At 35.6% G+C, this 21,162-nt stretch carries 17 protein-coding genes, 2 tRNA genes and 4 pseudogenes; 14 read left to right on the top strand and 9 right to left on the bottom strand.

Annotated features, from left to right (window positions below; genetic code table 11):
• Window positions 1-92 precede the first annotated feature (92 nt).
• Window positions 93-182 (bottom strand) — tRNA-Ser (locus tag GQO39_RS06175).
• Between the two features lie 288 nt (window positions 183-470).
• On the opposite strand from GQO39_RS06175, the gene rplU reads away from it, so the two are divergent.
• The 5 genes from rplU (at window position 471) to GQO39_RS06145 (ending at window position 6,828) form a co-directional block, all read left to right on the top strand.
• Window positions 471-959 carry a 50S ribosomal protein L21 gene (rplU, locus tag GQO39_RS06170; RefSeq protein ID WP_156851412.1) on the top strand — a complete coding sequence of 163 codons (489 nt, stop codon included), beginning with the start codon at window positions 471-473 and terminating at the stop codon, window positions 957-959.
• Window positions 960-971: 12 nt separating this feature from the next.
• The gene (gene rpmA, locus GQO39_RS06165) at window positions 972-1,241 is read left to right on the top strand and encodes a 50S ribosomal protein L27 (RefSeq protein WP_156851411.1); all 270 of its coding nucleotides are present in this window, start codon (window positions 972-974) and stop codon (window positions 1,239-1,241) included.
• A 989-nt stretch (window positions 1,242-2,230) separates the two neighbouring features.
• Window positions 2,231-4,735 carry a phosphoenolpyruvate--protein phosphotransferase gene (gene ptsP / locus GQO39_RS06160; RefSeq protein WP_156851410.1) on the top strand — a complete coding sequence of 835 codons (2,505 nt, stop codon included), beginning with the start codon at window positions 2,231-2,233 and terminating at the stop codon, window positions 4,733-4,735.
• Between the two features lie 473 nt (window positions 4,736-5,208).
• Window positions 5,209-5,298 (top strand) — tRNA-Ser (locus GQO39_RS06155).
• A gap of 1,251 nt (window positions 5,299-6,549) precedes the next feature.
• Window positions 6,550-6,828, top strand: a complete 279-nt coding sequence (locus tag GQO39_RS06145; RefSeq protein ID WP_156851409.1) for a GNAT family N-acetyltransferase — start codon at window positions 6,550-6,552, stop codon at window positions 6,826-6,828.
• Between the two features lie 356 nt (window positions 6,829-7,184).
• Here the strand turns inward: GQO39_RS06145 and GQO39_RS06140 are convergent, their stop codons facing one another.
• Window positions 7,185-8,345, bottom strand: a complete 1,161-nt coding sequence (locus tag GQO39_RS06140) for an MFS transporter (protein WP_156851408.1) — start codon at window positions 8,343-8,345, stop codon at window positions 7,185-7,187.
• 904 nt (window positions 8,346-9,249) lie between these two features.
• Between GQO39_RS06140 and GQO39_RS06130 the strand changes: the two genes are divergently transcribed.
• Entirely contained in the window at window positions 9,250-10,461 is a 1,212-nt protein-coding gene (locus GQO39_RS06130; RefSeq protein WP_156851407.1) for an MFS transporter, read from the top strand.
• A gap of 316 nt (window positions 10,462-10,777) precedes the next feature.
• Here GQO39_RS06130 and GQO39_RS06125 read toward each other — a convergent pair whose 3' ends face one another.
• Genes GQO39_RS06125 through GQO39_RS09220 form a run of 3 tightly spaced genes read right to left on the bottom strand, consistent with a single transcriptional unit; the run spans window position 10,778 to window position 11,505 of the window.
• Entirely contained in the window at window positions 10,778-11,047 is a 270-nt protein-coding gene (locus GQO39_RS06125; RefSeq protein ID WP_156851406.1) for a hypothetical protein, read from the bottom strand.
• On the bottom strand, window positions 11,044-11,292 hold the full coding sequence (locus GQO39_RS09225; RefSeq protein WP_246668537.1) for a hypothetical protein: 249 nt from the start codon (window positions 11,290-11,292) through the stop codon (window positions 11,044-11,046). Before GQO39_RS09225 ends, GQO39_RS06125 begins: the two co-directional genes overlap by 4 nt.
• Window positions 11,293-11,304: 12 nt before the next feature.
• Window positions 11,305-11,505, bottom strand: coding sequence for a hypothetical protein (locus GQO39_RS09220; RefSeq protein WP_246668536.1), 201 nt, complete (start codon window positions 11,503-11,505; stop codon window positions 11,305-11,307).
• Window positions 11,506-11,536: 31 nt separating this feature from the next.
• Here GQO39_RS09220 and GQO39_RS06115 point away from each other — a divergent pair, with 31 nt between their 5' ends.
• The 6 genes and pseudogenes from GQO39_RS06115 to GQO39_RS09405 all read left to right on the top strand — a co-directional run bounded on the left by GQO39_RS06115 (window position 11,537) and on the right by GQO39_RS09405 (window position 13,994).
• The gene (locus tag GQO39_RS06115; protein ID WP_156851405.1) at window positions 11,537-11,782 is read left to right on the top strand and encodes a hypothetical protein; all 246 of its coding nucleotides are present in this window, start codon (window positions 11,537-11,539) and stop codon (window positions 11,780-11,782) included.
• A gap of 177 nt (window positions 11,783-11,959) precedes the next feature.
• Window positions 11,960-12,390, top strand: a pseudogene (locus GQO39_RS06110) (helix-turn-helix domain-containing protein).
• A gap of 155 nt (window positions 12,391-12,545) precedes the next feature.
• Complete coding sequence (locus GQO39_RS06105) at window positions 12,546-12,761, top strand: type II toxin-antitoxin system Y4mF family antitoxin (protein WP_156851404.1); 216 nt, start codon at window positions 12,546-12,548, stop codon at window positions 12,759-12,761.
• Window positions 12,758-13,002 (top strand): annotated as a pseudogene (locus tag GQO39_RS09215) (HipA N-terminal domain-containing protein); the annotation flags it as partial. The gene GQO39_RS06105 and the pseudogene GQO39_RS09215, both read left to right, overlap by 4 nt.
• 15 nt (window positions 13,003-13,017) lie before the next feature.
• Window positions 13,018-13,767 (top strand): HipA domain-containing protein, encoded by a 750-nt coding sequence (locus tag GQO39_RS09205; protein ID WP_246668534.1) that lies wholly within the window; start codon window positions 13,018-13,020, stop codon window positions 13,765-13,767.
• Between the two features lie 98 nt (window positions 13,768-13,865).
• Entirely contained in the window at window positions 13,866-13,994 is a 129-nt protein-coding gene (locus GQO39_RS09405) for a hypothetical protein (RefSeq protein WP_256375699.1), read from the top strand.
• Window positions 13,995-14,363: 369 nt separating this feature from the next.
• Here GQO39_RS09405 and GQO39_RS06095 read toward each other — a convergent pair whose 3' ends face one another.
• From GQO39_RS06095 to GQO39_RS08840, 4 genes are all read right to left on the bottom strand, one after another.
• Complete coding sequence (locus GQO39_RS06095) at window positions 14,364-15,599, bottom strand: MFS transporter (protein WP_156851403.1); 1,236 nt, start codon at window positions 15,597-15,599, stop codon at window positions 14,364-14,366.
• A 595-nt stretch (window positions 15,600-16,194) separates the two neighbouring features.
• The gene (locus tag GQO39_RS06085; RefSeq protein ID WP_156851402.1) at window positions 16,195-16,539 is read right to left on the bottom strand and encodes a hypothetical protein; all 345 of its coding nucleotides are present in this window, start codon (window positions 16,537-16,539) and stop codon (window positions 16,195-16,197) included.
• Between the two features lie 332 nt (window positions 16,540-16,871).
• Window positions 16,872-17,165, bottom strand: coding sequence for a hypothetical protein (locus GQO39_RS06080; RefSeq protein WP_156851401.1), 294 nt, complete (start codon window positions 17,163-17,165; stop codon window positions 16,872-16,874).
• 235 nt (window positions 17,166-17,400) lie between these two features.
• Complete coding sequence (locus GQO39_RS08840) at window positions 17,401-17,589, bottom strand: hypothetical protein (RefSeq protein WP_198039423.1); 189 nt, start codon at window positions 17,587-17,589, stop codon at window positions 17,401-17,403.
• Between the two features lie 393 nt (window positions 17,590-17,982).
• Between GQO39_RS08840 and GQO39_RS06065 the strand changes: the two are divergent.
• Together GQO39_RS06065 and GQO39_RS06060 are read left to right on the top strand one after the other, a co-directional pair.
• Window positions 17,983-18,237, top strand: a pseudogene (locus GQO39_RS06065) (helix-turn-helix domain-containing protein); the annotation flags it as partial.
• 827 nt (window positions 18,238-19,064) lie between these two features.
• Window positions 19,065-21,162: pseudogene (locus GQO39_RS06060) on the top strand (hypothetical protein); the annotation flags it as partial.

Genomic DNA, 21,162 nt, shown 5'->3' with positions numbered 1-21,162 from the left:
ATTGGTACAAAACCTAGTGGCAAAATATACAAAACCTGCCGTCAAGCTACATACAATGAAACATTTTAATGAGATCACTTTAGCTAATATTTTGGCGGAGAGAGAGGGATTCGAACCCCCGATAGAGTTGCCCCTATGCCGCATTTCGAGTGCGGTGCTTTCAACCACTCAGCCATCTCTCCCTGTGAAAATATAAAAAATCCCACACCGTTTAAGTATATAGCGGGTAGATAACTTTCAATTGTATCTAATACAACTTTTTTGTTTTTTTGTAGGACTTTATTGACAGAGAATAGAAATTCCTTCATATATGTAAGATGCAAGCGTGGGGAAATCTGCGCATATTTGTGTTTGGGAGGATGTTTTTATCCTTCTTTTAAAATCTATTACGACTGATAAAAAGCAGCCTATTTTTTCTTATTGATAAGGTAGAAATCAAATAAGAGCTGGAATGAACGGAAGGATAAAAAATGTTCGCAGTCATTAAAACCGGTGGTAAGCAATATCGCGTTGTTACTAACCAAGTGGTGAAAGTTGAAAAAATTATTGGCAATGCCGGTGATGTTGTCGAATTCAATGACATATTGATGATTGGACAAGAAGGGAATGCGGTTATTGGTACACCTGTTGTTACTGATGCTTGTGTTACGGCTGAAATCATAAAACAGGTACGTGGACGTAAGGTTATCGCATTTAAAAAGCGCCGTCGTCAAAATTCGAAGCGTACGCGTGGTCATCGTCAAGAATTGACAACGCTTCGTATTTTAGAGATTTTAATGGGTGGTTCAAAGCCGAAAAAAGCAGCTACAAAACCGATTAAAGAAAAAGCGGCTGTATTAAAAGAAGTGACAAAAGAAATAAAAGCTGCTGCTGTTAAGAAAACGATTAAAAAAACTGCTGAAAAGAAAACTACGTCGCAGAAGGAAGCAGCTGTAGCATCAAAAAGTAAAGAAGATTAAAGGAGAGCATCCGTGGCACATAAAAAAGCTGGTGGTTCTTCGCGTAATGGTCGCGATTCAGAATCAAAACGTCTTGGCGTTAAAAAATTTGGTGGTGAAGCCGTTATCGCTGGAAATATTATTGTTCGCCAGCGCGGTACGCGTTGGCATCCTGGTGACAATGTCGGCATTGGAAAAGACCATACCCTTTTTGCATTGTCCAATGGAAAGGTTTCTTTTCAAAGAAAAGCGAGTAACCGTTCGTATGTTTCGGTCATTCCTATGGTGGAGGCAACAGAATAGACTACAATATTTTCTGTAATAAGCTGGCGTTCTGTTAAATTTCGGTTATGAAATTGTGAGTCTCGGAAAGGAAAGATGGCACCCCGTCTTTCCTTTTTTTGTTCTATGATATATTCCAAAATAAAGGGACGTGCAGAAAATTAAGAAAATCTTTTTCTTAAATAACCATAAAATTGGTATTATGTTTCGTTTGTACTGGAAGCATTGACGTGATGGTGAAGTTTACCAATAGATGAGCATATGATGGCAGTGAGGGGTGGGGCTTTTTATACGTAGAAAAACGCTAGGCAGTTTATTGTAGAGAGGTAATTTATTTTCGAAGAGATTTGAGAGAGCATTTGCGGGATCGTTTTGTAAGGGTGAACCGGTTTACGGAATAGTGGTGTTCATAATATACTTTCAACGGTCTTGGATATTTGTTGGGTTATCTCTTTAGAAGAAAGGGAAGCCTACAATGTTGCTAAGGTTATATCATGGGATATTTAGCTTTGCGAAATTTTAAAGAGGTAGGCTGAGAGTAGAAATTTGTAAGCATGTAACAAATCAAAGAGGAGAAAGGGTGAATTACTCAGTTTGGGGGAATAAGTTAAAATATAAGCTAGAGTTTCAGATGGTTGGGAGGGCTGCTTTTTATATAGGAAGTAATGACAAGTTATATTGAATAACTTGAGATAATGAGGGCCTTTTTAAACATAGCTTTTCAGTTTGTTGGGTGTGTAAATATCAGGGCATTTGTCTTTGTGGAATTAAAGAATAGGAGTCAGATTTGCCTATAATGGTTTTAAGCAATACGGTGAACAGCAATATCCAATTGTTTGATAGGACCATGTTAGGGTGTTAAAGCACTTCGCTTAGTTATATTTTGTAAAACAAAGGAAAATTGTGGTGCTGTTTATACTTTGTATTTTGGGGAATGAAATTTATCAAAAATGTTCATGCTCAAATGTGAGGTTGTTTGAATTCATGATGAAATATAAGGAAGTAGAAGCGTGAATACAGATTTTAACGAAAGTGAAATCTTGTCTATAGGATCTGTACAACTTGCAGCTGCTTTTGATCATAAAAATGATGCGATTTATGCTGCTGCCGAATTACTTGTGCAGATTGGCGCAGTTGACAAATGCTATCTGGCTAGCATGCTCCAACGTGAAGCAATAACAAATACTTGGCTTGGAAATGGTATAGCAATTCCTCATGGGATGATTGAAAATTGTGATTTGATTATCAGAGACGCTGTTGCAGTTATACAGATTCCTGCTGGTGTTGAGTGGAAATATGGAAAGAAAGCGCGTTTAGTCATTGCTATTGCAGCTAGTCCGAATCGCTATAGAGATATTTGTAAAAAATTAACGCATCTTTTATTCGATAAGGAACGTCTAGAAGCACTTTCAACAACTGCAGATAAACAGCAGATTATTACAACTCTTTTTGATCAGAATATGAAGATAGGGAAGACTTCTATTGGTGATCTTTCGGTAAGCCAAGAATGGACTTTAGATTATCCAAGTGGTCTTCATGCGCGGCCAGCTTCTCTTTGGGTTGACTTTGCAAAAAAAGTCCAGAGCTCTATCAGAATTCGCCATGGTCAGTATGCCGTTGAAATGAAAAATTTGGTTGGTTTATTGCAATTAGGAGCAAAAAACGGTGATGTTCTGATTTTTTCGACGGATGCTGTAGAAGGTGCAAAACTTCTTAAGGATGCGATTTCTGTTGCGAAGAAAGTGAGCATAAGTGAAAAATGTATGATGAGAGAGACGGAATCTCAAATGAAGGCTTTTCATGGTTGGTATCCGTGCTCTGGGCAAAAAGGTATTTCTGGTGTTGGGGCAAGTTCAGGATTAGCGCTTGGCAAGATTTTTGTTTTAAGGCAAAATAATATTACCATAACAGATCAACCAATTGATTTTGCGATTGGTACTGCATGTCTTGAAAGTGCTCTTACAAAAACAAAACATAAAATGGCATCAGTTATTGCTGATATAACAGCGCGTATGGGAGCGGATTCTGCTGCGATTTTTTCTGCGCAAATAGCTTTGCTTGAAGATGAAAATCTGATAGCTCAAGCTTGTCGTTTTATGGCAGAAGGTCATGGTGTAGCTTGGTCTTGGGATAGAGCGGTTCGGCAATTTGCAGATATGTTTTCTAATGTAGATAATCCGTTATTAGCGGCGCGTGCTGTTAATTTAGTTGATGTTGGTCGTCGTGTTTTAGGCGAGATTAACCCATCGTATAGACCATTCTTTTTAGATGATATCCCACGTGGTATTATTCTTGTTACAGATGATCTATCTCCTTCTGACGTAGCTCAACTTGATTGTACAAAAGTACAAGGATTAGCAACGGCATGGGGAGGACCTCTGTCTCATACAGCTATTCTGGCTCGTACTCTTGGCATTCCAATGGTTGTTGCTACGGGTGCTGATATTTTAGCAGTTGAGTGTAATATTCAGGCTATTATTGATGGAGATAATGGATTCATTTATCTTGATCCTTCTCCTGAAGATGTTGAAGATGCTCAAAAACAGATGCGTATTGTTGCGCAAAAGCGTGATAGTGAGATACGCGTGTGTAGATTACCAGTGCAAACGACAGATGGTCAAAGAATTCGTATCATGGCTAATGTCAATTACGCATATCAGGTTCCTGTTGCGCTTGATTTTGGAGCTGAAGGTATTGGACTCATGCGTACAGAATTTTTGTTTTTAGATAGTCCACATATTCCAGATGAAGAAGCACAATTTGATGTATACCGGACGATGATTGCAGCTGTAAGAGATAAGCCATTAATTATTCGTGCGCTTGATATTGGTGGGGATAAACAGGTTACGCATTTACATTTATCTCAAGAGGACAATCCTTTTTTAGGTGTTCGGGGAACACGGCTTTTATTACGTCGGCGTGACCTTTTAGCTCCGCAGTTGCGCGCTTTGTATCGAGCCGCAAAAGAGGGTGGAGATCTATGGATTTTGTTTCCAATGGTTATGTCTGTTTCAGAGATTTTTGCTATAAAAAAGATCACAGAAGAAATTCGCAACGATATTGATGCACCAAAATTAAAGCTGGGTATTATGATTGAAGTTCCGGCAGCAGCTATTATGGCAGATGTTTTGAGTGCCTATGTTGATTTTTTTTCAATTGGGACTAACGACTTAACACAGTACACAATGGCTGTTGATCGACAAAATCCTTATCTTGTGTCCGAAGCTGATAGCCTTGATCCAGCAGTTTTGCGTATGATTTATCAGACTATTCAGGGTGCGGAAAAACATAAGTGTTGGGTTAGTGTGTGTGGAGGTATGGCCGGTGATCCTTTTGCAGCGATGATTTTGACTGGATTGGGGATTAACGAACTTTCTATGATATCTTGTGAAATTTCTTCGGTAAAAGCGTGTTTGCAGACGCATAGTTTTGAAGACATGAAAATTTTAGCAAAAAAAGCATTACAATGTGAAACTGCGCGAGCTGTGCGAGCTCTTAGAAATGATATAAGGTGATGTAGGGGCTTTAAGGGGGGGATCGTTAATCCTGTAATTTGGTAACGTAATCACATTATAAACTATTTTTGTTGGAATAAGTTCTATTATCTCAATGGAGCGCTAATGTTGGCACCGATGGCTTAATGGAGTCGCTTATCCTATTTATTATTGGATATAATGAGTGGTAATGGGTTAGTAGTGATGCTTAATCATTTGATTTTTGAAAAAACAGCATTATCAATTTGAAGATGATGTTATTCACAAAATCTGAAGGTATACAAATGAGCTAAGAGAATAGCTGTTTCTGATGATTTAATGATTGCATTTTAGAAGATACCTATCCACGGAAAAATTGCTTTTTAAAAGGAGAGGAAGTGCTTGTTATTCAACAAGTATTACATCTTACTTTGATAAATGAAGTTGCTTTTTGAATTTTGAATGCATAGTTTAGGCTTGCACGTTACTTCTTTCTGGGTATAGTGCGCAAATCTGGAGAGGTGGCCGAGTGGTTGAAGGCGCACGCCTGGAACGCGTGTATATGGGAAACCATATCGAGGGTTCGAATCCCTCTCTCTCCGCCAGATTTTTTTAAGTATAGCTTTTTTCTCACCGTCACCAGAAATCATCATTGCGAGGAATCGCAGATGATGAAGTAATCCTGTAAATGTTTGGATCTCCATATTCTTTCAGAGTTCGCAATGACGATTGAGACTTGTACTTCACTTTCTCAAATTGCACCATTTTACCCCTAAAATTTCCATTTTTACTGTCTCCTTTTTCTATGCATGTGAACATTCTGGTCGAAGGTATGCATGTCCTCAAACCATTAATTTACCTGACTTTTGGGCTATGAGGCTTTTTTGACCCCTCATTTTTAGAGAACAAAAACCGAAATATTGCTTTTACGTTTGTGGAATAAACAAAGATTTTTTGAGAAATAAAGTTAACGATATACTATCAAATTACATGGTTCCTGCTTTTATAATTGCTATTGATATGTAGCCTTTAAACAAAAGTGGAAAAATAGATAAACACCACTTGATCAGCACCTACAGTAAAAATTATCAAAGAAAAACTGTATTTCTGAAGAGAAAATTATTGCAATATGGTCTGCAATATTGGAGAGCAACAATATCATTCCCGAGAATAATTTTTTAGTGTTGTCGGCGGATTTTGAGAGGACTTACAGGTTATAGAGGCTTATTTAAAAGAATTTTGGATTACCTTTGAGCTGACCGATTTTTTTACAGACCCAGTATTAAAAGATCAATTTAAAATGATGAACAATTACAAAGATAGCAAATGTTAAACAAATCAAAAATTGACTTATCGTTAGAGAATAACTTTTTTCAAAGGTACGTTTTTTACCGAAATTATGCCCTAAAATGAAGGTTGTTGATTTTCCAAATGGAGTTCTTCTGTTAATTCAACATTTGCTTCAGACACATTCAATATTGTCTCTGCTAAAAATTTACAAGAAACTATACCTGTAGACCAAGCAAAATCTATAATCGATTCTTTTAATGCACAAAAACTGCCTTTAGGCTTGGTGGGTTGGACCGCATTCGTCTCATTATAAAGTTGATGAAGTTCTCTTATCTATGGGTTTAGAGCATGTTGAAACAGAGGTAGGAATGACAGCTTTAGCGCAAAATATAGACTCACATGTTACTTCTATGCCGGATAACTTCAAAATCAAGGAAGTTGAATCTCTTCAAGATTTTAGAGATTACGGAAATGTTATGGTATCAATATTCTAGCCTTTTGATGAAGAAGCGGTTATATTTTATGAAACAATAGGCCGTTGTTATAAAAAAGACTCTGATGTAGAGATGTTCGTTGGTTATATAAACAATAGTCCTGTAGCAATATGTTTTTGTGTTAAAGCAGATGGAGTTGGTGGAGTGTATGATATTGTCACCAATCCAGATTTTCAGAAAAGAGGTGTTGGGACATTAATGACAAAAATTGCTATTGAGCATTTAAAAAGAAAGAAATGTCATGTTATTGGTATGCAAGCCTCTCACGAGGGAATTGGCATTTATAAAAAATTGGATTTTATAAACTTTGGTGAATGCAAAGTTTATTCCAATAAACACATAGCAGTTTAGTTATGAACTCTTTTTTTGCTAATCTACAAGAGAATTTATTATTTTCAGGATAATCGTATCAAAAAAAGATATCTATCACAGATCCAATTTGGATAAGTAAAATTTTTTTATTTAATATGACTGACAATTTACTGTTTGTTGTGTGTTTTTCCTCCAACATCAAAGAACGACTTCCCACAGCACAGCATAGTCTGTCTGATATTTGATAGATAACTGTTGCCCTTTGGTTCAATAAAAATATGTAGATTCAACGGTGCTATATTGCGTCTGTGATCGGAGGTCGAAAATTCTAAACCCAACCGTGATATGCAAACGCTTCACTCTTAAATCACATGAAACATTCGCAATAGTGATAGTTAATATTCGCGCTGAGATTTCTTTAGAGTTCCTTCTAAAAAAAACACTGCAAACAAGTAGATGAATATATATATACCCAAAATATATACTAATGACAGAAAACCAAACATACTTACCATATACGCACTCATGTAAAAAAATACCAATAGGCTAAGCCTTCCAACAGTGGACAAGAAAGATTCGTATGTAGCCCTAAGATTATCGCTAATACTATCGTGCAGGACAACTTCTACACGAAGATATGTATACTTAATGAGATAAAAAATCATACATACTAAAATAACAGCAATTTCTTTTTTGGGCTCAAAGAAAACAACTGTAAAAATCGTAGCAGCTGAAAGAAACAGTAGTAGAATAAAATTCACTCCCTCACTTAGTTTTGTAAAGAGAAAACTAGCCAGTAGCTGAGAGAGCAATATAAGAGAAAACGTTATACCAAGATAAAAATAAGTTACATTGATATCATAATCTTTAAATATCCACTGCCAATACTGCGAAAATATATTGAAAAAAATAAGTGAAAAATAAAAACATAGAGATATGTAAGGAACTTTAACAAAAATAGAGAACATTTCTCTTGCGTCAGAAATGAAAGAATTCGCTTTTCTTGTTTCTTTCTCTCCCTTTAGATCATCCAAAAAAAACAAACCAAAGATTGCTGTAATCATCATTAAAAACGCAGATATATACCATATATATTGGCTAGAATAATCGGCAAAATATGCGCCTATCAAACTAAATATAAACATGCCAATGTAATTATATTGAGAGCTGGAACCGAGCACTTTTTTAGTGGATGCAAGTTTTGTTTTTGCATATTGAACAAGTAGGGCATTATAGGCACCAGCAATCAATGCGAGCGATAATGCATTAAAAGTTTCTGCCAAAAGAAAACCGTAAAAGCCTGTAGAAACTCCCATGAGAAAGAGCCATACGGTAGCAAAAGCCGCTGCCAAAATTATAGATATTTTATAACTTTTTCTATCGGCAAAATATCCAAGAGGGATATCTGTAACCATCATAATAAAAGCTTGAAATGATTTAATGATACCGATATCGATAAGAGTTAAGCCTTTTTCAAGCATATAAAATACAATAAAGGCGCCTGTTAAAATCCTTATACCGCTAAATAAAAATCCAAATGCTAATATACTTTTCATTTATTCACCAATAGCGTCCACAAAATAATGTATTAATTATTTTATATAAATATAAAAGCTTACATTTTATTACAAATATGGCAAGAGCCGCTATATGGATCTCCAGTCTTATCAATTTGATATCCGGAAAAATTAATGAATAATGTTTTTTCTATAATTTGACATTTGTCAAAATCCGTTAAATATTTCACTGCTTCAAGAGCAGCCAAAGAACTAGAAACTGCATTGGCGATTGCCACACCGGAATATAACAGCACACCCCTCATACTGAAGGCAGTGTGGCTATCTATTCATTGATGAGGCTCGGACGAATTGCCGCTGCCAATGTGGTGCAATGGCAGTAGCTACCAAGAATATCATTTTATTGGGTAAACGGATGTAGCTTGATCGGCCTATCATAAGGTACGCATATGGGCGAAGCTGGATTGTCGAGCGGGAAGTTCTAGTTGGGTGATCATTTCACCATCATTATTTTTAGGAGGCTTATTTGCAAAAATTCAATGGTAAGTATAAAGGGTTCAAACTAAAAGAAATTTAATACTCCACCGCTTTCCATAAAATCAATGAGTTATATATAAGCTCTGGAATTTTGCCTTCTTGATTTATGTTTTGCTTATCCTGAATCTTTTTGGAACTCTTTCTCGTTTTAAAAATGAGATCTATTACGATCTGTACTTTTAGGATAGGTGATACCATACTCTCTTTGGTCTAGCCAGAGAGTGCTTTCATTTGCAAAACCATAACGTCTCCATTGGTGGTGTTTATGTCAAAAAATTTAAAAGAGTCAAAATAAGGAACTTTGCTTGCTTAAATCGAGTGAACTGAAACACAAAATTGTAAAAAATATATGTTTTTAAATGCGTTACAATACATACCAAATGATGTTTGTGCGAGGGGATAATTTATGTTAACTGCAAATTTGAAAGAACGTATTGCTCTGTTTGAGAATAGAACTTTTCTCTATTTTACATTGAGCGGCTTATTTTCTACATTTGGTAGCGGACTGAATTACATCATATTGTCATGGCTCGCCTACAATCAAACAAATTCCATTCGTGGTGTAGCACTGCTGATGTTTTTTCTTTGGATGCCTAGCGTTGTTTTTGCGCCTATTTTTGGTGTTTTGGCGGATAAATACAATCGTAAAATACAGATCATCATTTCAAACCTAGTCAGAGGTCTTGTGATTGTGGTCTGGGTAATACTTGGACAATTTGGCATAGAAAGTAATTTAATGTTCTTATCTGCTATTTTGGGTATTTTTATCTCTTTTTATATGCCATCAGCTATTCCGTTAATCCAAAGTATTGTTCCAAAAAAACAGCTGATCAACGCGAATGCAACAATTGATATGGTCTATGAACTTGGCGCTATTTTAGGTATGGGGTTAAGTGGGTTTATACTCGCCTATGCAGGAATAAAAGGAGCACTTCTGATAGGCGGTATACTCTTTATTGTCGCTGGTTTGTTCAACTTTTTCATGAAGGTACCTAAAACGCGAGGATCTGAAAGTCAAAATCAGCAAAACTGGTGGGAAAATTATATATCGTCACTTCGTTATTTTAAGCAAAATCCGGCTCTTTTTATGCCTTATATGAGTCAGATGATTATTATGGCTCTTTTGATGACTATACCTGTTATTTTGGTTCCTTATACACAAGAGGTTTTGAATGCGGATAGCTGGACCTTTGCGATATTGGAAGCGCTTTATTCAGCGGGTGTATTTACTGGTGCACTTTTTTCTCCATTTTTTTGTAAAGTTTTATCCATAAGGAAAACATTGGCACTTTTATTAGCTGTTATGGCTATTGGGCTCCTCATTCTGTCTGTCAATACACACATTTTCATTGTTTTTCCTGTTTATTTCATGATTGGATTTGGACTTTCGAGTTGGGCTCTTTCAATTTCTTTATCACAACTTTACTGTAATCCTGAATATCAGGGAAGACTACAGGCAAGTTTTAATGGGATTTCAGGGTGTTTTATTCTTGTGGTCTATCTATTTATGGCAAGTGATAGCAACGGCATCTCATCTCAATCTGTATACTTTCTTCAAAGTATGATTGCGACTGCCGGAGTTCTCATCGTTCTTTTTTATAAAAGTAAAAAACAATGAATTGTATTTGAGAACTGTAAATACACTTCATTCTACAAATATTTATGATGCCTCACATCTCATATGTTGCTTTTAAAGCGGAGATAAGTGAATATCAAGGTTAGAGCTTTTAATGAGTAAAGCATAAATCTTATGTGTGTTGTAAAATGCTAGTTATTTTAATGAATCAGCAAAAAACATTAACCTACTTTTCCGATTAACCTCACACTCATGAGAGCCAATAACACAGTGCTTTGGAACTTCTTAAAAGCCCTTTAATTTCAAGTTTAAGTAAAGCAATGAAGAAATCTCTTATCCTACAAGGAGGTATGTTCCATTATTTGTGTTCTTCAAAATCCATATGAATAACTGCGTCAGTTTCATCTTCATTGGAATGAGAGCCTTTGCGACGTCGCAAGGTTTGTAAAATTTCTTTTTGTAAAACTGTGTCTGTTTCGCTTAAACGATGAATACTCAGTTCCAATTCAAGAGACAAAGCTAAATCCACGCACAATTTAAGGTCTTCTCCAATATCAAAACCGCGTTGATAGTCGTCATAAAGACCAACGAGCGTATCGGACAATTCTTTGTCGCATAAAGAGGTCATACACATTCCTCCACATTGCGGTTTTTCCAAGCAGCTTTGGTATGTTTAGGTGTCACTTCACTGTCATCACTAAGAATTGCCATGTATACCAACATCCTAGTTTTGTCAATGTTGTACAAAGCACTCACTTTTGATCCAATGCCTGTCAGAAACTTTATCGCTCTAGGATTTTCAATTTCCCAATTAAAAATACGTGCGGCAATGTTTTCACGAGAGAATTTGTAGCATTTAAGATATATTATCAAACGGCTTTTAATTTACGTGTAAGAGCAACTATTTTGACGACAAACAAAAAGGCTTAAGATTTCATCATTGTTAACCAAAGCCAAACTAGTGCCATTGATATCAACAATAAGCAAGCATGGCTTATAAACGTTTAGTTTTTGAATAAGATATGATGACTTTATTTTTTGTAGAACATCAATCATCTTGCACATTTTTTGTTGATTTTTAGACATTGATAAACCTTTTATCGTATGTAATATAAAAATGATGAGAAATGTGCTTGATACGCATGTTTTTGCAACGAGATTCAAGCAGTATTATCGCGCAGTACGGAAGGATGAGAGAAACCGTATTGGGCTTTATTGCTGCTTTGAAAATGCGACTACAACTTTTAGGGTAGCGGTCGAAAAGATTTGTTTGACGAGCAAACCGATAAAATCGGCAATGGCGCGTTCAGCTTTTTCGTTAAGCTGTGGTCAAATGTTTTTAACACAGGATAACGGTTTTTAGGAAGCTTTTGCGCGTTTCGTCAAGGGTATATTCCTATGGCGTAGCTCGATAAAATACGATGGCGATTCCATGCGTGGGTGATGGTCATAATTTTCGTTCCTGCTTAAACGGATGCTGTAACATCTGCTTTTGGTAGGATTATAATATAATAACGGCCCAATATAATGGGCAGTAACGATGTATAATTACTTAGTCAATAATTATATTGATTTTGGAGTAATTTTTGGGCACGTCTAGGAGCAGAGCCTAAAACTGAGTTAGCAAAACGTTTTCGTGAAGTACGCCGCGCTCTTGGTTTCACGGAGCGTAAGCAGTTTGCTGACCACCTTGGTGTAACGGCTGGTTCCATAGGAACCTATGAAACTAGTGTAAGTGAACCTACAGCCTCCGCTCTCTCAAAATACCAAGAAATTTGCGGCATTTCATTAGACTGGCTTGTAACTGGCAATGGTGAAATATTTATGGATGCGGGAAAAGCAAAAGCATGTGGTTTTAAACCGCAAGGGATTAATTACATTCCTTTTAATGAACACGTAAAAGAGACGCTCACAAAACTTGTTGAACTATTAAACACAGCCGGATTCAATTTAGATACAGTTAACTACTGAAATTTTTGCTTTGCATGAAGTATACGCAAAATATGCACTCTTCTTTGTTCTAAAGGATAAGGCTTTAGAAGCATATGGGATAAAAACGTCCCGTACAGGTTTATTTTCTTGTAATAAAAGCATAAAATGATAAAATCATCCCGAAAGGGATGATTATGATTGAAAGCAGAATGAAAATATTGGGTTTTATTGTTAGAAATACACGTAAACAACAAGGATTAACACAAGAACAGTTAGCAGCTACATCAGGGGTTGGTGTGCGGTTTATCCGTGATTTGGAAAGAGGCAAAGAATCTTGTCAGGTGGGAAAAACCATACATGTTCCTTCAATGCTTGGTCTCGATATTCAGATTGAAAATGAAAAATTATGACCCGTACACTTGATGTTTATTTACACACAAAATTAGTAGGTCAATTGCAACAAGAAAAAAGTGGAGATCTCACGTTTCTCTACGATACTGACTATTTGTATAAAAATTTACAGGGCATCTCTGTCTCTCTACCTCCTCGTGTTGAAGCTTATAAAGGTCAAACAGTAAAAGCTTTTTTTCCGGTCTTTTACCTGACGAAAATGTAAGACATCGTTTAGCAACTTATTTAGGTCTTTCTGAACAAAATGCTTTTGCTTTGCTTGAAGTTGTTGGTGGGGATTGTGCTGGAGCTCTCGCGTTATATCCCCATGGACAAGTTCCAAATTTGCCAACAGATGATATAGAAACTCTTGATGATGTCCAATTGAAGGAAATTCTTGAGTGTATTAAACATCGTCCGATGCTTGCGGGGGATGGTGGTTACAGATTATCTCTTGCTGGAGCACAAGATAAATTAGCGGTTGGCTTTAAAGATAACCATGTTCAGCTCATTAAAGGGGGGGCACCCGCTACTCATATTTTAAAACCCCTGATTGAACATATTAATGATAGTACTCATAATGAACTTTTCTGTATGAAATTGGCAAAACTTATAGGCATTAACGAGCCTGAAGTGCATTTACATTTTGTGAATAATACACCTTACTATCTTATTGCGCGATATGATCGTCAAACAGCTTCTGACGGGACGGTATTGCGTATTCATCAAGAGGACTTTTGTCAAGCACTTAGCATTGCTCCAGAATTTAAATATGAGTGTGAAGGAGGACCTGGTATTGCTGCGTGTCAAACCATTATTTTTCAACATACGTTACGTCCTGCTGTTGATCAACTTAATTTCCTTAATATAGTTATTTTTAATTATTTAATTGGTAATGCCGATGCGCATGGCAAAAACTTTTCACTACTTTACCAACAGAAAAAACCAGAACTTGCTCCTGCATATGATTTGTTAAGCATGGCTATTTATCCAGATTTATCTCAAAATATGGCTATGAAAATATGAGGAGAATATATACCTAAAAAAAATATTTACGTCATTTTTATAAAATGGTTGCGGATACTAAATCCGCTCAATTGTCTTTAAAAAAGCAAATAAAAAGAATGACTGATTCAATCAATGATAAAGCAATAAAATTAAAGAAAGAACTCAAGGGTGAAGGTTTGCGTTCTGAAGTTTTTGATGCAATCATCAATGTTATTCAACAGCGTTCTCAACATTTAAAAATTTAATTTTATCGCTTATCTCTCTGTTTTAAATGATGATATTTTTAATATACTGAGTAATATATTCTATCAGAAAAAACGATCGTTTTACTTGATAAAAAAGAAAAATTATCATGGCTGAATACCTTATATATTCTTTTTTTATTAGAAAATAACGTAGTGTATTACAATTCATTCACGATATGAGATATAACACTCTATAAAATGTCATCTAAACCAATATACAAGAGATTACTATGAGGTGTATTAATCTAGGTGATAAACAAACGTTTTTACTCTCGTCTGTATAATTTACAAATAAATGAGACTGCTTATTACTTCTATAGCTGTAATTTGTATTGCCCTTTTTCTACTGCTTATGAACTATCAAATATATCAATGATCATCATCTACTGTCGTGTTAAGGGGTATTAAGGCTTTATTTTTCTTAATTTTTATAACGCCAATCATTCCAGTTGAAATAATTAATGCAGACATAGCTAAAAAAGAGCTCACTAATCCCACGAGTGCAAAAAGTCCAGCAATAAAGCCAGACACTGCTTCCGCAGAGTTCGCTAAAGTTGAAAAGGTTCCAAAACTCTTACCAAAATCTTCACGACGAGAATATAATTGAATAGCTGAGACTAAACTAATATCCACAAATGCACCGATAAATCCTAAAACAAATGCTAACACGAGAAGTACTTTTAAATAAAGTACCACAGCTAAGGGCATAACAAACATAATAACCCCATACAGAAGCCAAAATACCATTAGCTTTAATGATGTAACATTTAATATAATTTTACTATATAACAGACCACCTACAATAGTTCCAACAGCAATGAGAGAAAAAATATAACTAACAAAGCTTTCCTCTCCACCCACAGAAAGAACAAAAGCTGGAATTAAAAATCTTAAAATTGCCCCCGTAAAGAGAATAGCAAACGATGAGCCAACGAGCGTAATAAATAAATTATTATTTTCTGTAGAAATATATTTAAGATAGGAAGCTGTTTCTCGATAAATTTTTATAAAATTGAATGATTTATTCTCATTTGAATTTAAATTCATGAGATTAAATAACACTATAATAGATACAAAATAGGTAAAAAAATCAAAAATGAGTACTGTCGATTTATTTGCTAGAAAAAGTAGGAGGGAACAAACTAAAGGACCAATGACGGATGCCATTTCGTCTATAATTTGTGCAATGCTATTTGCCTTTGTAAGATCGTTTATTGCAAAGATTCTGGGAATAGCAGCTTGAAAACTTGGTTGAAAAATACTTCTTCCTATCGTTGTACATATTGCGGCAAAAATAAGCACAATAATATGAGCGGTCCCTGTTATAGTGGTTATCAAAACGAAGAATGAGGCGAATAATCTCACCAATTCACTTAAGATCATATTTTTCTTCAGAGAAAAATTATCCGCTAACCAACCGCCTACAGGTCCAAAAAAGAGAAAAGGGATAAATCGAAAAAAATATACAAGACCTGTAAAAAAGAAGTTATCTGTTAATTCTAAGACAAGTAAAATGAAAACAACTTCATAAGCATAGTCGCCAACTTTAGAAATAAAAAGAGAAGAAAAAAGAGATAACGGACTCTTTTTTAAAAATAAATTCATGTTAACCATCCGATATTAAACTTTTCTATAGTTGAAGTTCCTCTTCCTTTAATAAAATCGGCGATACGAAATTCAAAGAAATACGCATCATGATACATGCATTTAGACCAATATTTTGATTTTATTAGAGATTTTTATCCTTTAGATAAAAAAATATATCAATGAACAGGCTATTATCATATATACATAAGCTCTTTTTTAGCTATAAATCTACCTGTTTCACCCAGTTTTTTTGCAATAAATGCCTTTAAAATACGTTGATCTTCTTCTGGCATCAGCCAAAACATAATATTAATGTACTAATACCAGCCTAATTTCGTAAGTTGCCAAGAGTCATTATCTTCCACTATAAGATTATTAGATAAAAGAACATCTAATTTGGAAAAAATACTGTTAGGTACGAAATCCATTTTTATTAAAGATTTTCTCACTAAACCGTGACAAGGTAGCCGTAGGATGATAGGCTTTATCTCATCTAGAATTGGAGAGTGTTTGCTAACGTTTACTGGCATTTTTTCGCTATTAACGGCTGTAATATAAGCATTACGATTAGAAAAATTTGCTATCACGTGTTCACGTATTGATGATACGGCATTTACTCCAAAACCATGCAAATCATAATTTGAATATCCATAACATGCTCACGATAAACAAAACTGTATTCATCCGTAACTATATCAGAGGTCACATTTGGGGTACGAATATAACCATGACCATTATGAAGCATAAATCCCTTACTTCTCATGTAAGCATCTATTAGCATATTCATAGAAAATTTTCTTGTTGCTGTAGTAAAACCTAAACCGCGATTTTTGATAGCTTTATGCAATTTTACTTGTGTCACAACATTGTCAATTGGGTATATATCTATACTAGATGTACCAAGAGATACAGCCATTTCGAGATCTTTAATTATTTCTTCTTCATCTTGTCCGTTCATACCGTACAATATATCAAAAAGTACGTACTTAAAATTAGCATTTAATATACTAGCAGCAAATTTAATATGTTCGTATGTAGATGTGAGATTAAAAAGTTTTCTCCATTCTTGATTAAAAGTTTGAAGACCAAGCGTGGATGTGTAATCCCTATTTCTTTCATAGCAATTACTTTTTCCTCGGTAAGACTTTTTATCTCAATTTCAAAAGAAAACTCACAATTAGATGCTATTTTGAAATACTTATGTATAGCTGCTCCTATTTTTAAAATATTAGATGGAGATAATAAAGATGGAGTTCCTCCTCCAAAAAAAATCGCGCGAACTGGAACAGCCTAGTAATCAACAAAATTTGCTTTTAATTCTATTTCTTTAATTAAAGCATCCGTGTAATTATTAATTACAGTTTCGCCTTTATAACCAGCTTTAGTAAAAGGACAAAATGTACATATAGTTTCACAAAAAGGAATATGAAAATATAAAGCTCTCGAATTAATATCATTATTACTATTCACAATAACATCAGATAATGGCTTATCAATAAGACACTTTCCTTGACTTGGAAAAAAGAAATTGTATACAGGAATCTGATAATCAAACTTAAATAAGCCATTATTTTTGATATTCATAGCTTCCTTCATTCCTATAGGTATCATACATTGGATGGATTTAAGTCATAAAACGAAGAGGCATTAATACTCAACAAATGCTTACCTCTTTTGAAAGATCTAATAAATAATTGTCCAGTGTACTCCCATTGAGTCTTAATAGCTTCAATTACATTTCCGTAATTTTGTCCACAAGTATACAAATCGGTACTTATGTAATTACTTCTCTGGATATGTATGAAATGATAAATGTGATTCACTCAATAAAAAAAACTGTCACATCTTGTCCATCTGTTGTAAATTTGTGTGACATGAATCCAAGAATATTCATTCTTGTGTTTTTTATTACTCTAAGGAAGAAAGAATATAAGGCCTTCTCATCTTTTAAGAACTTGAGATCATTTGTAACTCCATCCAGTAAATAATGATAACCCTCATCATCCATATTCAACTCCCCCATTAATTTATTTACTGGATTGGAAAAGGCTAAACACCTCTTCCGGCACAATTACCAGAATATTAAGCCACAGCAAACATCTTCATATTCCGTTATAAATAATTCACGTGCACTTTCCATAATTACCTCCTAAATTTAATAATTAGCTTATTTTATAAACAATATAATGCATATTACTACACACATGTAGATACATTACAAAAAAACTTTTCAAGCCCTATACGTCGCTACGCTACGGTTTTATAATGAGAGGGGCTGTCCGCCTCTCAAACTCTCTGGAACGCTCACCAAAATCATGATTAGAAGGGAGAGCTTGTAGGGGTGTACTCAACGTGAATTTATCGGGCAACTTGCTCATGAAGCTGGTCATCATATTAACTGGAAGGGATTCCTTCTGGGTTGATGAAAAAGCTTGGACGTTTGGTTTATGCGGCTTATCATGATGCACAAATAGAACTTCCTCCTGAAGATATAGCGGAATTAGCGGCAGAGCTTTATGGCAAGTTGCAAGAGATTGTTCAAAACATCAACGATATTGAAGAAGTTGAAGCAACCTTTCCACTTTTAAAATTACGTTTAAAACGTCAAACCGAAGCTGAAAAATCATATCGCGCAACTCCACAAAATACGGACTAAAAGCCCTCTACAATAAAAAACTTTTTTATTTTTCTGTCGTAAAAATCCAGCTTAAAAAACAACTCATTACCACATCCTTCTTTTCCACGGAGTACGACATCTCATATCAAACTGTATTGATTTTTAGAATTTTTATAGATCAAAAATAAAAGGCACTACACACAAAGATAAAGAAGAACAAAAAAAGTTTAGAGAACTTCCATATTTTTTATGAAGCATATGGAATTAAAAAATAAAATTTTATTTTATAAAAGTGCTTTCTTTTATAAAGAAATATTTTTTAAAAGATTCATATTGTATTTTATAGAAGATTATCTCAGTGTAAAGAGTGAGGTTATCATGATAATTAGCTCTATCATATATGCGATATATCTAAAAAAATCATAAAGTTACGCTTATAAGAATAGTCTTTATAAAATACTTCTCTTTGTGTTTATTGAGAAGTCTTTTTTGCTTATCGATGAAAAATTATTTTTTATACTCTTGCCATTCTGCTTATGCGCTTTATTTGAAAGATAGAATTGCTCTTTAAAAAGCTGTTTTTATTGTGAGCTAAATCGAGATATTTTTGGATGGAGATTATGTAATATTCTCAAAGTTTGTGTTTTTATTTATTTTTTAGCTTGAAGCCCTCTAGCTAAAAGGGTTGGGGACTTTTCTAGATTCGATGTCTTTTCAGAGATTTTAGGATGATGACGTGATGAATATCGGCGTCAAAGGGGGAGGGTTATGCATTTTTTTATTTGTTTTTTTGTGCGCGAACAGGGGTTTTGCCATGAGGTTTTGTGCGCGTTGTTATGATATTGAGCTCTGTTGGAGGAGATTCTATGAAAAAATTATATTCGACATCAAATTTGGTTAAAGCCATTACGTTGGGAGCTGCAGTCGCTACACTCTTATCGAGCGTCTCTCCTGTTTTTGCTGCGAATCTTTCGATAACAGGAGAGTTAAATAGAAGCACAAATGGTACCAATGTAGTGTATCCATTTGGTAGTCATGGCAGTATTGTTTTTGCTGGTGATGATAATTACTGTGGTGTAGACAATGTTATTGGTCGTGGAGGCAAACAACAGCAGGGCATACCAGATGCTTCTCGTATATCTGCAAAAGAGCAATATAGCAGATTTATCGAAGATAGAGAATTTAATAAACATCACCCTTATGGCACGACCACTGAGCAAGAGTTTTGGGGTGCTGATGGTTTTACAGGTCCGCCTGCTACTCCGACTACTGGTAGTGGCTATATGGGTGGAGCTTCTACCGGTGGTTACGCTGGTGCTCTGCCTGAGGCTTATGGCATTTATTCTTTTGCTACCGGTTGTGGATCTGCTGCAACGGGTAATTATTCAACCGTCTTTGGTGCAGGCGCGACAGCAAAGGCTGGAGGGGCGCAAGCCTTTGGTGTTTCTGCGCTTGCAAGTGGAAGAGCAAGTGTTGCTTTTGGTGTAGATTCAGAGGCATCAGAGGTTTCTACGGTTGCGATTGGTGGGCTTGCGACTGCTTCTGGTAAACGTAGCATTTCTGTTGGTGATAGTTCCAAAGCTACGATGGACGATGCGATTGCGGTTGGTCCAAATGCAGAAGGAAGCGGCACAAATAGTGTTGCTGTTGGTAAGTTTGCATCTGCGTCTGGTTACAATAGTATTGCGTTAGGGTTAAAGACAAAGGCAACTGACGAGTACGCGGTTGCTATAGGTTCGAAGGCTGAAGCTCAAGCTCTTGGTTCTATTGCAATAGGTGGTGGGGAACCTGCAGAAAGCGGGGAGGAAAGAAAAGTAATAGCAAAAGGTAAAAATTCGATTGCCATTGGTTCCCATACTTATGCTGAAACGGCTCATTCAGTTGCAGTTGGTATAAATGCACAGGTACTTGTTTTAGATGGTGTTGCTGTGGGTGGAGGATCTGTCTCTCGTATTGATAAGGATACTTTTGGTTATGATCCTGTAGCAAATGCTGCAACAACAAAGAGTGATCTTGCATGGAAAAGCACTGCAGGTGATTTTAGTGTTGGTAATATTAACCAGGAGTTAACACGACAAATTACAGGAGTTGCAGCAGGGACAGCAGACACTGATGCCGTCAATGTTGCACAGCTAAAAGCTTTGAGAAATGTCGTGGCAGGAGCAGGAGGAGGCTGGAAAATTTCTGTTAACGATGTAAATCCTACAGATGTTACTCCCAGCAGTGCAGTAGACTTTTCGGTGAAAAATGATGGTAAAGTGGGGCAAGACAACTTAACGATTGAAAAGGAAAGTGTAGATAATAAACAAAAAATCAAATTTGCTTTGAGTGACACTCTTAAACTGACGAGCGTCACGACAGGGCAAAGCTCTATGAGTGATGATGGTTTTATTATTGAAAATGGACCAGCTATAACTACTGATGGTATTGATGTTGGCAATAAACAGATTACAAACGTAGCAGACGCAACTGAAGATAACCATGCAGTGAATTATAAACAGCTGAAGGAAGTCCAAAAAGGTATCAAAACAACTTGGCAGCTTTCTGTTAATGGTGGAGATGCTATGGCCGTTGGACCAAACGAAATGGTTAATTTGGAAGCAGTTAGTAATAATGATAAACAGAATATAAAAATTACAAAAGGTGAAGACCACAATGTAAAATTTGATTTAGCTGATGATATTAATGTAATGACTGTCACAGCAGGAGAAAGCATTATGGATGCTGCTGGCTTTAGGTTTGAAGGTGGTGATGGGCCGAGCATAACTGTTAATGGCATTCATGCTGGTGATAAAACGATTAAAGGGATAGCGGCAGGGCAAGAAGATACCGATGCGGTTAATCTTGCACAATTGAATAAAGTGAAAAATGAAATAGCAGGAAATACTCTTGTTAAATGGGACGAAACACAAAAACTTATCACCATTGGTAAGGAAAAAAGTGGCACAAAAATTGATATTGCAG

This window comes from Bartonella refiksaydamii (assembly GCF_902652675.1).
GTDB classification, from domain to species: Bacteria; Pseudomonadota; Alphaproteobacteria; order Rhizobiales; family Rhizobiaceae; genus Bartonella; species Bartonella refiksaydamii.
This window is presented reverse-complemented; position numbering and strand designations above follow the sequence as displayed.

Coding starts and splice junctions, on each gene's coding strand:
- GQO39_RS06145 (WP_156851409.1), top strand. CDS start 6,550: ATGTTCGTTGGTTATATAAACAATAGTCCTGTAGCAATATGTTTTTGT.
- GQO39_RS09220 (WP_246668536.1), bottom strand. CDS start 11,505: ATGTCTAAAAATCAACAAAAAATGTGCAAGATGATTGATGTTCTACAA.
- GQO39_RS06115 (WP_156851405.1), top strand. CDS start 11,537: ATGATGAGAAATGTGCTTGATACGCATGTTTTTGCAACGAGATTCAAG.
- GQO39_RS06085 (WP_156851402.1), bottom strand. CDS start 16,539: ATGAACGGACAAGATGAAGAAGAAATAATTAAAGATCTCGAAATGGCT.
- rplU (WP_156851412.1), top strand. CDS start 471: ATGTTCGCAGTCATTAAAACCGGTGGTAAGCAATATCGCGTTGTTACT.
- GQO39_RS06105 (WP_156851404.1), top strand. CDS start 12,546: ATGATTGAAAGCAGAATGAAAATATTGGGTTTTATTGTTAGAAATACA.
- GQO39_RS06080 (WP_156851401.1), bottom strand. CDS start 17,165: ATGAATATCAAAAATAATGGCTTATTTAAGTTTGATTATCAGATTCCT.
- GQO39_RS08840 (WP_198039423.1), bottom strand. CDS start 17,589: ATGGATGATGAGGGTTATCATTATTTACTGGATGGAGTTACAAATGAT.
- GQO39_RS06095 (WP_156851403.1), bottom strand. CDS start 15,599: ATGAATTTATTTTTAAAAAAGAGTCCGTTATCTCTTTTTTCTTCTCTT.
- GQO39_RS06125 (WP_156851406.1), bottom strand. CDS start 11,047: ATGACCTCTTTATGCGACAAAGAATTGTCCGATACGCTCGTTGGTCTT.
- GQO39_RS06140 (WP_156851408.1), bottom strand. CDS start 8,345: ATGAAAAGTATATTAGCATTTGGATTTTTATTTAGCGGTATAAGGATT.
- GQO39_RS09405 (WP_256375699.1), top strand. CDS start 13,866: ATGACTGATTCAATCAATGATAAAGCAATAAAATTAAAGAAAGAACTC.
- GQO39_RS06130 (WP_156851407.1), top strand. CDS start 9,250: ATGTTAACTGCAAATTTGAAAGAACGTATTGCTCTGTTTGAGAATAGA.